Annotated in this window: 9 protein-coding genes; 4 read left to right on the top strand and 5 right to left on the bottom strand. The window is 60.9% G+C overall.

What is annotated here, in order from left to right; translation table 11 throughout:
• Positions 1 to 146 precede the first annotated feature (146 nt).
• The 4 genes from HX815_RS24655 to HX815_RS24640 all read left to right on the top strand — a co-directional run bounded on the left by HX815_RS24655 (position 147) and on the right by HX815_RS24640 (position 5,452).
• Positions 147 to 1,037 carry a bestrophin family protein gene (locus HX815_RS24655; RefSeq protein WP_087693011.1) on the top strand — a complete coding sequence of 297 codons (891 nt, stop codon included), beginning with the start codon at positions 147 to 149 and terminating at the stop codon, positions 1,035 to 1,037.
• A gap of 75 nt (positions 1,038 to 1,112) precedes the next feature.
• A complete protein-coding gene (locus HX815_RS24650; RefSeq protein WP_102369052.1) occupies positions 1,113 to 2,171 on the top strand; it encodes a lipopolysaccharide assembly protein LapB in 1,059 nt (352 codons plus the stop codon).
• 111 nt (positions 2,172 to 2,282) lie between these two features.
• Entirely contained in the window at positions 2,283 to 3,785 is a 1,503-nt protein-coding gene (locus HX815_RS24645) for an ATPase domain-containing protein (protein ID WP_023658825.1), read from the top strand.
• Positions 3,782 to 5,452 (top strand): response regulator, encoded by a 1,671-nt coding sequence (locus HX815_RS24640; protein ID WP_177022834.1) that lies wholly within the window; start codon positions 3,782 to 3,784, stop codon positions 5,450 to 5,452. The genes HX815_RS24645 and HX815_RS24640 overlap by 4 nt, the downstream gene beginning before the upstream one ends.
• 30 nt (positions 5,453 to 5,482) lie before the next feature.
• Here the strand turns inward: HX815_RS24640 and HX815_RS24635 are convergent, their stop codons facing one another.
• The 5 genes from HX815_RS24635 to HX815_RS24615 form a co-directional block, all read right to left on the bottom strand.
• On the bottom strand, positions 5,483 to 5,860 hold the full coding sequence (locus HX815_RS24635; RefSeq protein ID WP_003217591.1) for a response regulator: 378 nt from the start codon (positions 5,858 to 5,860) through the stop codon (positions 5,483 to 5,485).
• 78 nt (positions 5,861 to 5,938) lie between these two features.
• Entirely contained in the window at positions 5,939 to 7,132 is a 1,194-nt protein-coding gene (locus HX815_RS24630; protein WP_003217587.1) for a hybrid sensor histidine kinase/response regulator, read from the bottom strand.
• Positions 7,126 to 7,725 carry a chemotaxis protein CheB gene (locus HX815_RS24625; RefSeq protein ID WP_008431027.1) on the bottom strand — a complete coding sequence of 200 codons (600 nt, stop codon included), beginning with the start codon at positions 7,723 to 7,725 and terminating at the stop codon, positions 7,126 to 7,128. The genes HX815_RS24630 and HX815_RS24625 overlap by 7 nt, the downstream gene beginning before the upstream one ends.
• Positions 7,722 to 8,537, bottom strand: coding sequence for a protein-glutamate O-methyltransferase CheR (locus HX815_RS24620; protein ID WP_003217583.1), 816 nt, complete (start codon positions 8,535 to 8,537; stop codon positions 7,722 to 7,724). The genes HX815_RS24625 and HX815_RS24620 overlap by 4 nt, the downstream gene beginning before the upstream one ends.
• Positions 8,538 to 12,035 (bottom strand): response regulator, encoded by a 3,498-nt coding sequence (locus HX815_RS24615; protein ID WP_008431024.1) that lies wholly within the window; start codon positions 12,033 to 12,035, stop codon positions 8,538 to 8,540.
• Positions 12,036 to 12,302 lie beyond the last annotated feature (267 nt).

Raw genomic sequence — 12,302 nt, 5'->3', positions numbered from 1 at the left:
AGATCTGCTTTCGCTCTGGTCACCGAAAAAACGGATATGTACTCAATCCCGATAGACCCCACCAATCACCCAGTCAGCCCAAGCAATTGGACGCAACGCAAACATACTTCTAACCTGACAGCCTGCGCCACCCAAGAAGCCCGCCCATGATCGTCCGTCCCAAACCCAACCTGCTCGGCATCCTGTTCTCCCTCAAGGGCTCGATCGCCAAACGCATTGCGCTGCGCAGCCTGCTGGTCACCCTCCTGGCCTCAGTCATCGTGCTGGTAGAAACCCTGCACCCGGCCTACTTTTCCAAGGTCAACGCCACACCCTTCACACTGCTGGGGCTGTCACTGTCCATCTTCATGAGTTTTCGCAACAACGCCTGCTACGACCGCTGGTGGGAAGGCCGCAAACAACTGGGCCAGATGATCATCGAGATCCGCTCACTGATCCGCGAAACCCAGGTCCTCAACCCTGCCGAACGCAAACACGTCCTGCGCAGCCTGTGCGGTTTCGCCCATGGCCTGATCGCCCGCCTGCGCCTGGAAGACGAAAGCCAGGCGATCAAACCGTGGGCCAACCCAGAACCCGGCCACCCGAACCTGCCCGACAGCATCCTGCAAGACCTCGGCGCCCGCTGCTCGAACCTCGCCGAACAGGGCCACATCAGCGACTGGCGCTACACCCAACTGGAAACCCGGCTGTACGGCCTGAGCCAGGTCCAGGCCTCCTGTGAGCGGATCAAACACACCCCGCTGCCCTTCCCCTACACCTTGCTGCTGCACCGCACCATCTACCTGTTCTGTATCCTGCTGCCCTTCGCCATGGCCGAGCCGCTGGGCTGGCTGACCCCGGTGTTCACCGCCATCGTCAGCTACACCTTCTTCGGCCTGGACGAAATCGGCGACGACCTCGAAGACCCGTTCGGCTTCGACGAAAACGACCTGCCCTGCAACGCCATCGTGCGCACCCTGGAGCGCGAGATTCTCGCCGCCCTCGGCGAAACCACGCTGCCGCCGGCCCTTGAGCCGATTGAGTTCGTGCTGACGTGATGCGGGTTTGACACTCGCGATAACCTGACCGAAGCTGATGGCTTTGCACTAGCTGCCCAGCTTTCGGACGCCTGCATGTCAAAGTCACGCCGTTACTCCATCGTCGGCCTGTGCGCCCTGTTGTTTATTGTGCTGATCACCTGGTATTTCACCCGCACCACGCCGGTGGTCGTGCCCCCGGCCATCGCCCATGGTTACGCCAAGGCCTTGAAGCAGGCGCATAACGGTGAACCCGGCGCCGCCCGTGTGCTGTATCAACAGCTGGGCCGCCCGGACCTTTCCGACGTGCGCCGCGCCGCCCTGCATGCCGAGCTGCCCAACTACCCCAGCCCCCAGGCCCTGAAGCTGGCGGACAAGGACCTGGCCAACGACGCACCGATGGTGCGCGAGGCGGCGATTCACAGCATTGTCGGCCTGGTGCCCAGCGGCCAGCGCACGCTGTTGCTCGGGCCACTGCTGGATGACCCCGAGCAAAGCGTCAGGTTTGCCGCGGCCAATGCCTTGCTCGGGCTGTCCCCGGATACCCTGGGCCTGTACTTCGGCCCGTTGCAGCAAGTGCTCGACGAATACGTAAAGCTGCTCAAGGGCCAACCCGAAAGCCCCGAAGGCTGGATCCAGCTGGCACGCCTGTACATTCACAGCGCGCTGCTGCCCGACGCACAAAACGCCCTGGAGCAGGCGATGCGCCTGCAACCGGACAACCTGCAAGCCGTGGTCGCGCAAATTGAACTGCTGGACAAGCAGGGCAAGGTCGACGAGTCCCGCCAACTCCTGGCCAAACAGTTGCAGGCCCACCCCGATTCGGCCTACCTGCAACATGCCCTGGGCATGTGGCTGCTGCACCATGGCGAGCGCGCCTTTGCCCTGCTCAGCCTGTCCCGAGCGGTGGAGCTCGAACCGAACAACCAGGATTACCGCTACGACCTGGCCACCACCCTGCACGCCCAGCAGGAACTGGAGGCCGCCCAGCGCCAGCTGGAAGAAATCATCCAGCGCAACCCGGCCAATCGCAAAGCCAGGGTGCTGCTGGTCAATTACTGGAAGGAAACCGGCCAGTTGCAGAATGTGCAGGTGCTGCTGGCACAGCTTGAACAGCAGAATCCGGACGACCCGGCGCTGCAACAGGGCCTGTAAAAGCGGTATTTGATACAAAACGTTGAACCGCCACACGGCGGCAAGGTCAAGTAAATATGGCGCGCCCCAGACGGCGCTGCCGACTACTTATTTGTGACCCGAGGGCACTTCTTGTCTACATCCAAAGAGCTGTTCACAGCAAAGGCGGCCACCGGTATTGAAGGTCTGGACGACATTCTTGCCGGAGGGCTTTCCCGTAGCCATTTGTTCCTGCTGGAAGGTGAGCCCGGCACCGGTAAAACCACCGTGGCCCTGCATTTCCTCCAGGCCGGCGCAAAAAACGGCGAACGATCGCTGTACATCACCCTGTCGGAAACCGAGCGCGAGTTGCGCCAGGGTGCCAAGTCCCATGGTTGGGACCTGGACGAACACATTCACATCTTTGAACTGACTCCCCCCGAAAGCCTGCTCAATGCCGAGCACCAGCAAAGCCTCCTGTATTCCTCGGACCTTGAGCTGGGCGAAGCCACCCGGCAGATCTTCGAAGTGGTGGAACGGGTCAAACCTACCCGCGTCGTGATCGACAGCCTTTCGGAAATCCGCCTGCTGGCGCAAAGCTCCCTGCGCTATCGCCGGCAGATCCTGGCGATCAAGCACTACTTCGTGCGCTACGACGCCACCGTGCTGCTGCTGGACGACCTGACCACCGAGTCCCTCGACAAGACCGTACACAGCGTGGCCCACGGTGTGATTCGCCTGGAAGAACTGACCCCCAACTACGGTGCCGAGCGCCGCCGCGTGCGGATCGTGAAATACCGTGGCCAGAAATACCGCGGCGGTTTTCACGACTTCACCATCATGGAAGACGGCGTACATGTGTTCCCGCGCCTGGTGGCAGCCGAGCACCGTGGCGGCTACAACCGCCAGACCCTTACCAGCGGCATCCGCGAGATGGACGCCCTGTTGGGCGGCGGGATCGAGACCGGTTCCAGCACCTTGATCCTGGGCCCGGCCGGTACCGGCAAATCGCTGATCTCGATGATCTTTGCCGCGGCAGCCGTCTCCCGGGGCGAAAAAGCCGCGCTGTTCATTTTTGACGAAGAGCTGGGCCTGCTGTTCGAGCGCATGAAGAACATGGGCATCGACCTGGAGGCCCTGCAAGGCACCGGCAACCTGCTGATCGAACAGGTGGACGCCGCCGAGTTGTCCCCCGGCGAGTTCTCCCATCGGGTGCGCCGCTGTGTGGACGAACGCGGGATCAAGACCGTGGTGATCGACAGCGTCAATGGCTATCAGGCCGCGATGCCGGAAGAGAACGCGTTGATCCTGCACATGCACGAACTGCTGCTGTACCTCAACCGCCGTGGCGCTGCGACCTTCATGACCGTCGCCCAGCACGGGCTGGTGGGGGACATGCAGGCGCCGGTGGACATTACCTATCTGGCCGACACCGTGATCCTGCTGCGTTACTTCGAAGCGCTGGGCAAGGTGCGGCGTGCGATTTCGATCATCAAGAAACGCACCGGCAGCCATGAATCGACCATTCGCGAATACCGCATCGGCAGTCGTGGCATGACCATCGGCGAACCGCTTGATGCGTTCCAGGGTGTATTGCGCGGCGTACCGACCTACATGGGCACCGACAACCCGCTGCTCAAGGATGAAAGTTCATGAGTGGCCTGCCGGCCATTTTCGAACGGGCGATTATTCTGGCGCCCCTGGGTCGCGACAGCTCCCTGGCGTTGATGATGCTCAATGAGGCTGGTTTCAACGGCATCATCGCCAGCCATTTGCAGATGCTCTGCGAGGAGCTGGAGCACGGTGCCGGCTTGCTGGTCATTGCTGCCGAAGCCCTGCGCGGTATCGACCTGGAACCGCTGCTCACGTACCTGCATCAACAACCGGCGTGGTCAGACCTGCCGATTGTGCTGATGACGCACCACGGCGGCAGCGAACAGAATGGCTCGTCGCACCTGAGCACCTTGCTGGGCAACGTGACGTTCCTGGAGCGCCCGTTCCACCCGATCACCCTGATCAGCCTCGTGACCACGGCGCTGCGCGGACGTCGTCGGCAATACGAGGCCCGCGACCGGCTGATCGACCTGAGCCAGAGCGAACAGCGCCTGCAAAGCACCCTGGAAACCCTTGAGCAACAGGTGGAAGAACGCACGGCGCAGCTGCGCAATAACGAAGAAGCGTTGCGCCAATCGCAGAAAATGGAAGCCGTCGGCCAATTGACCGGCGGCATCGCCCATGACTTCAACAACATGCTGACCGGCATCATCGGCAGCCTGGAACTGCTGCGCAGGCGCGTGGCTCGAGGCCGCACCGAAGACCTCGACAGCCTGATCGACCTGGGTGTCACTTCAGCCAACCGCGCGGCCGCCCTGACCCACCGCTTGCTGGCGTTTTCCCGTCGCCAGTCGCTGGATTCAAAACCGGTACAGATCAATCAATTGGTGAGTTCGATGGGTGAGCTGCTGCAACGCAGCCTGAATGAAAGCATTGCCCTGGATATCCGCCTGACCGAGCAACTCTGGACCGCCGAAGCCGACCCCAACCAGCTGGAAAGCGCCCTGCTCAACCTCGCCATCAATGCCCGGGATGCGATGCCCAACGGCGGCAAACTGGTGGTGGAAACCACCAACCGCCACTTGGACAGTGTGTTTACCGCAGCCTACGGCACCCTCACCCCTGGCGACTATGTGGAACTGAGCGTCAGCGACACCGGCTGCGGCATGCCCGAGAGCGTGATCAGCCGTGCATTTGACCCGTTCTTCACCACCAAACCCATCGGCCAGGGCACCGGGCTGGGGTTGTCGATGATCTACGGGTTTGCGCGCCAATCCCACGGGCATGTGTCGATCCACAGCGTGGTGGGCCAAGGCACCACCGTCAGCCTGTTCCTGCCGAGGTATGTCGGCGAGGTCATTGCAGATGAACCGCTCAACCCGGCATTGCTGCCGTTCGCCAATGCCGGCGAGACCGTGCTGATCGTCGAGGACGACCCGGCCGTGCGGGTGCTGGTCAGCGCCGTGCTGAGTGAACTGGGCTATGCCTTCGTCGAAGCCGGTGATGCCGACAGTGCCATGCCGATCATCGAGTCCAGCCAGCGCATTGACCTGCTGATCAGCGACGTTGGCCTGCCCGGCATGAACGGCCGGCAACTGGCGGAGATCGGCCGGCAGGTGCGGCCCGAGTTGAAGGTGTTGTTTATTACCGGCTATGCAGAGCATGCGGCTGTACGGGGCGGTTTTCTGGACCCGGGCATGCAGATGATCACCAAGCCGTTCACCTTTGATCTGTTGACGGCAAAGGTGAGGGAGATGATCAAGGCTTGAAGAGGGAGTGTGCTCCCTCTTCTCAAGACGTTAAGCCAACAGCCGCTGGATATGTTCCTGCAACGTATCCAGGTCAAACGGTTTGGCCAGGATCGGCGCATTGCGCGTGATCGGGCTGTTGCAGTCGAGAATCTCCTGCGGGTAACCGCTGATGAAGATCACTTTCAATTCCGGTCGCAGCTTGATCGCAGGCTCGGCGATCTGCACCCCGGAAATGCCGCCAGGCAGGCGGTAGTCGGTCACCATCAGGTCCAGGTGCGGCTTGGTGGCCAGGATTTCAAACGCCTGCTCACCGTCAATCGCCTTCAACACCCGATACCCCAGGCCCGCCAGGTACTCGCCCAACACAAACATAATCGATTCGTCATCTTCGACGATCAGTACAACATCTTGTGCATCTTCACTCATGGGAAGCCTTTGTCCGGTCAATTGCTGCTGATACGACCATGGGGTCACGCAGAGGTTGCGTCGGATTTGCGATTGATTTCATGCCCCGGCCTCCAGGGGCAGGCAGACGCGGAACAGCGCGCCCTCGCCTATCCGGCTTTCCACTTCAATGGTCCCGCCGTGGGCCGCGATAATCTGCTCGGAGATAAACAACCCCAGACCCAGGCCCGCCACGGCATGGTTGGCCGACACGCGCTCGAACTGTTGGAAAATACGCTTCTGGTTGTCTTCGCTGATGCCGATCCCGTGGTCACGTACTTCTACCCGTGCTTCGCCATGCTCGGCGTACACCCGCACTTCCACCGGGCTCTTGGCCCCGTAGCGCAAGGCGTTGGTCAACAGGTTGGACACCACCTGTTCGATACGGAATTCATCCCAGTTGCCTACCACCGGCCCTTCCTGGACCCAGGCCACCGAAGACTCCGCCGCCGCCACCTGCGGCGCAAAATTTTCCAGCAGGTTGTGCACCAGTTGCGTGAGGTCAAAGCGACCGGGGCGGATCGACAGCTTGCCCGTGCGAATGCGCGACACGTCGAGCATGTCTTCGATCAGGCGGATCAGGCTCTGGATCTGTCGCTCATCGCGGTCGACCATGGCGTGCATCTTGTCCAGGGTAAACGCTGCGGCGTTGTCCCGGGCAAGGTGCATCTTGCGCAGCTGGGTTTCCAGGATCAGCCCGTTGAGGGGCGTGCGCACTTCGTGGGCGACGATCGACATGAAGTCATCGCGCATGCGCACGGCCTGCTCCAGTTCGGCCTGGGTGGCCTGCAAGCGCGTGAGCAAGGCTTCCTGCTCGCGCCGGCTTTGCTCCAGGGCTTCAACCTGCTGCTTCATCGCCTTGCTCTGGCGGTACAGGTCAACGAATACGTTGACCTTGCTCTTGACCGCGTGGATATCCAGCGGCTTGTGCAGGAAATCCACGGCGCCGCTTTCGTAGCCCTTGAACGCATAGTTGAGCTCACGGCCGGCAGCGCTGACAAACACGATGGGAATGTTCTTGGTCTTTTCGGTGCCGCGCATCAGCTCGGCCAGCTCGAAGCCGTTCATGCCCGGCATCTGCACGTCGAGAATGGCCATGGCGAACTCGTGCTCCAGCAGCAGCGACAAGGCCTCGTCGGCGCTCAATGCCTTATAGACCTGGCGGTCCTCGCGCTTGATCAGCGCTTCAAGGGCCAGCAGGTTTTCCGGCAGATCGTCGACGATCAGCAGTTTGGCCTGGACAGTACTTAACATGGGGAGGATTCCAGGGAAGCCAGCAAGGTGCCGATGCGGCTCAAGGTGAGGATATGGTCAGGTTCATGCAGCGCCAGGGCGGCCCGGGGCATCACGGCGACGCGGGCCTCCAAAGGGTCCTGCACCACCGTGGTACCGCCGCTCTGCTTGACGTGGGCCAGGCCCCGGGCGCCGTCCTGGTTGGCCCCCGTCAGCAAAATCGCCAGCAAGCCCTTGCCGTAGACATCGGCGGCTGAATCAAACAGGTAGTCGATTGCCGGGCGGGAATGGTGCACGCGGTCCTCCTGGCTCAGTGACAGGCTGCGGTCGTGCTCCACCGACAGGTGATAACCGGGGCCGGCAAAATACAGGGTGCCGGGCTGGATCACTTCCTTGTCGCGGGCCTCCACTACCTTCATCGATACGCGTCGGTCAAACACTTCCGCCAACTGGCTGCGGCGCTCGTCCGGCAAATGCAGCACGGTAATGATCGGCAGGCCGAAGCTCGCCGGCAGCTCGCCAAAAATGCTCAGCAATGCCTCGACACCGCCTGCGGAAGCACCGATCACAATGGCCTCGATCCCGGATACCGGGCTGGCAGTAGCTTCATTCATAATTTTCGGTAGATCCGTTCTTGCTTGACCAGGGGTTCGAACTGTTTGCTGTAGGCGGAAAAATCCAGGGTTTCCTTGCTGCCCAGCACCAGGAAGCCGCGATGACACAGCGACTCATGGAACAGTCCAAACGCCCGATCCTGCAACTTTTTATTGAAGTAAATCAATACGTTGCGACAGGAAATTAATTGAGTTTCGGAGAATACGCTGTCGGTCGCCAGGCTGTGATCGGCAAACGTCACGTTCTCCCGCAGGGTCTTGTCGAAGATCGCATGATCGTAAGCCGCCGTGTAGTAATCGGCAAACGAACGCTGGCCACCGGCCTGTTGGTAGTTGTGGGTATAGGCGCGGATGTTCTCGAGGGAAAAAATCCCCTGCTTGGCTTTTTCCAGGGACCGGGGATTGATGTCGGTGGCGTAGATGATGGTGCGTTCCAGCAGGCCTTCCTCACGCAACAGGATGGCCATGGAATACACCTCCTCCCCGGTACTGCAGCCCGCGATCCAGATCTTGATCGACGGGTAGGTCTTGAGCAGCGGCACCACTTCCTTGCGAATCGCCAGGAAGTGCGAGGGGTCGCGAAACATTTCGCTGACCGGAATCGTCAGGAACTGCAGCAACTGCATGAACGCCGTCGGGTCATGCAGCACCCGTTCCTGCAAGGCCGAGATGGTGGCGCAGTCGAACTGACGCAACGCATGAGCCACGCGGCGCTTGACCGAAGCGCCGGAGTAGTCGCGAAAGTCGTAGCTGTACTTGAGGTAAATCGCCTCAATCAACAAGCGCAGTTCGATGTCAGTGCTTCGTTCCAATTAAATCCGTTCCATCTTGGGTAGCCACACGCGAATCAATGAAAACAACCGGTCCAGGTCGATGGGCTTGGCCAGGTAATCGTTGGACCCTGCCGCCAGGCAGCGCTCCTGATCGTCCTTCATGGCCTTGGCCGTCACCGCGATGATCGGCAGCTTGCGCCAGCGCGGGTCCTGGCGGATCAAGGCGGTGGCCTCGTACCCGTCCATCTCCGGCATCATCACGTCCATCAGTACCAGGTCGATGTCATCGACTTCATTGAGTTTCTCGATCGCCTCGCGGCCATTACGGCCGATCACGACAATCGCGCCCTTGTGCTCCAGGGCACTGGTCAGGGCGAAGATATTGCGTACATCGTCATCCACCAGCAGGATCTTGCGGCCCTCGAACACCTTGTCGCGGCTGCGGGCAGTCCTGAGCATTGTCTGGCGTTCATGGGACAACTGCGATTCGACTTTGTGCAGAAAGAGTGTCACCTCGTCCAGCAGGCGCTCGGGGGAACGCGCGCCCTTGATGATGATCGAGCGCGAATACTTGCGCAGTTCGGCCTCTTCATCGCGGGTCAGGTTGCGCCCGGTGTAGACGATCACCGGCGGGAACGAGCAGATGTCCTCGATGGACATGCGCTTGAGCAGCTCGTTGCCGAGCATGTCCGGCAGCTTGAGGTCGATGATCATGCAGTCGTAGATGTGGGTGCGCAGCAGGTCCAGGGCCTCCTGGGCGAAGCCTACGGCGGTGATCTCGATATCATCGTCGCCGATCAGGCGGGCAATGCTGTCTCGCTGAAGGTCATCGTCTTCCACCAGCAGCACACGCTTGACCTTCTGCGTCAGCTTGGCTTCCAGGCGGGCGAACACATCCTTGAGCTCTTCGCGGGTGGTCGGCTTGACTGCATAGCCCACGGCGCCCATGTGCATGGCGGCTTCGACGCGGTCCTCCACGGAAATCACGTGCACCGGGATATGGCGGGTCCCGGCATGTTCCTTGAGACGTTGCAGCACGGTCAGGCCGGAATGGTCCGGCAGGCGCATGTCCAGCAGGATCGCGTCGGGAATGTACTGTTCCGCCAGGGCGTAGCCTTCGTCTGCACCATGGGCCACCAGGCAGTGGTAACCCAGTTCATGGGCGAGGTCGAAGAGGATGCGGGCAAAGTTGGGCTCATCTTCCACCACCAGGATGCAACGCGTGGCGAACGGAGCCTTGTCGCGGTCATCGATAAAGCGCGGGATCTGCGCTTCGTGGGCGATCGGCATCGGCGACACCTTGATCGGCGCCGGTGCAGGCACAGGGACTACCGCGCGCGGCTGTTCCAGCGCCGGGGTGTCTTCGTCACGCTCTACATAGTGCTCGGGCACCACCAGGGTAAAGATACTGCCCTGGCCAGGTTCGCTGGTGACGCTGATATAGCCGCCCAGCAGGTTCGCCAGGTCCCGGGAAATCGACAGGCCCAGGCCGGTGCCGCCGTAACGACGGTTGGTGGTGCCATCGGCCTGGCGGAAGGCCTCGAAGATGCTTTCCTGCTGGTCCGGAGCGATGCCAATCCCCGAGTCGCGTACGGTAAAGGCGATGCCCTCCCCCGGTGCCCGGGATACCGACAGGCTGACCTCACCTTTCTCGGTGAACTTGATGGCGTTGGACAGCAGGTTCTTCAGAATCTGCTCCAGGCGCTGGCGGTCGGTGAACAGCATGTGTGGCGAGCCTTCCTGCACCTCCACCTGGAACCCGAGCTTGCGGTCGGCCGCCAGCGGCTCGAACATGCCGCGCAGCCCATCCACCAGGCGCGCAACGCTGGTGTTCTCCGGGCGCATTTCCAGCTTGCCGGCTTCGACCTTGGAGATATCGAGGATGTCATTGATCAGGTTGAGCAAGTCGTTACCGGCCGAGTAGATCGACTCGGCGAACTTGACCTGTTCGGCGCTGAGGTTTTCCTGGGGGTTCTCCGCCAGCAACTTGGCCAGGATCAACGAGCTGTTCAGCGGCGTGCGCAGCTCGTGGGACATGTTGGCGAGGAATTCGGACTTGTACTTGCTGGAGCGCTGCAACTCGTCGGCGCGCTCTTCCAGCTCGATCTGTACGCGGTTGAGCTGGACGTTCTTCTGGTCCATGGCATCGCGCTGCTCGGCCAGGGTCTGGGTCTGTTCGGCCAATTGTTCGTTGGTCTGTTCCAGCTCCGCCTGTTGGGTTTCCAGGTGGGCCTGGGACTCCTTGAGGATGCGCGACTGTTCTTCCAGCTCTTCGTTGGCCGTCTTGAGCTCTTCCTGCTGCACTTGCAGCTCTTCATTGAGCTGCTGGGTTTCGGCCAGCACTTCCTGCAGGCGCTGGCGATAACGCGCGGCTTCGATGGAGGTGCCGATGTTGTCGGCAATCAACTCCAGCAGTTCGACATCACGGTCATCGAGTGCACGCAGGAAACCCAGTTCGATCACCCCGTTGACCCGGCCATCATCGCTGGTCGGTACCACCAGCACGCTGCGGGTCGCACCTTCGCCGAGGCCGGAACTGACCTTGAAGTAATCCACCGGCACATCGTCCAGGCGAATCAGGCGGTCCTGCCGGGCCGATTGGCCGACGATGCCTTCGTCGTTGTAGATCGACTGTTCCTGCTGCTCCTGCTCGCGGGAGAAGCCATAGGTAGCCACGCGTGTGAGGCCGCCGTGCTCTTCACGCACGTACAACGCCGCCACCGCCGAGCCCATGTACTGGGCAAAGAACTGCAAAATGTTGCGCCCCAGCAGGTTCAGCGTCAGTTGGCCAAGGACCTGCTCGGCCAGCTCGGTCTGGCCGTTGCGCAACCAGGCTTGCTGCTCGAGGCGCTTGGCGATCCTCTGCTGCGACATTAGGTTTTCGCTGTAACTGTTTGAAAGTTCTAGAAGATTCTTTCGGCCGACATACGCCAGGAAGCCACTCAGGCCGAGCACAAACACCAGGTACAAGGTGACGCTGATGATCGTGGTGCGGGTAACGTCTTCGTTGCGGGTGATGCGGAACTGTTGCTCCATCGCCACCGCCCGGTCGTACTCCTTGCGAATCTCGTCCGTCAGGCTCTTGCCACGCCCGGCTTTCACGGCGGTGCGGTAATCGCCGTTTTGCCGCTGCATGTCAATCATCGACTGGGCGTAGGTGTTCCACGCCTGTTGCAACGACTCCAGACGCTTGAGCCGGTCCACCTGCTCCGGATTGTCCGCCACCAGTGCCTGCAAGTTGCGCAAGTCGGAAATGATCCGCGGCTTGGCCACTTCGTACGGGTCGAGGAAATGCTCGTCACCGGTAATCAGGAAGCCCCGCATGCCGGTTTCCAGGTCCACGGTCAGTTTCGAGGTTTCGTTGAGATTGTTGATTACCCGGTCGGTGTGTTCGACCCACTGGATCACCGACAACAGGTAGGTGATCAGAACGACGAAAAACACCGCGCTGAGCACGCCAACGCCCAACGGCAGTGCCACGTTGCGGCCCAGCAATTTACGGAAGCTTTTCTCATCGACGGACGACGCGGGAGTCATGGGCATGCCTTGGCCAATACGGAAAAACGAGGAGTTTGCCCCAAAGTTGCGCCTGAGCGCTATTTTTCTGCTACCCGTAGCGACATGGATTACATAACCCATTGATAAATAGACGAATGGATGTGTTTTTAACACTCGGCAATTGACTTTCCTTCTTACATGGGAACCGAAGTGAGCCTGGAACGTTGTGTGTGGGCCGCCCCACCCAAAGGGGTGCCGTGGGGAACAGGGAACCTCCTCGGAAAAGGCGCGTATCTCCTAATAAAA

It is taken from the genome of Pseudomonas sp. E6002 (genome assembly GCF_013385565.1).
In the GTDB taxonomy this organism is placed as follows: domain Bacteria; phylum Pseudomonadota; class Gammaproteobacteria; order Pseudomonadales; family Pseudomonadaceae; genus Aquipseudomonas.
Note: the sequence above shows the minus strand (reverse complement) of the source record. Positions and strands in the feature narration are given on the sequence as shown.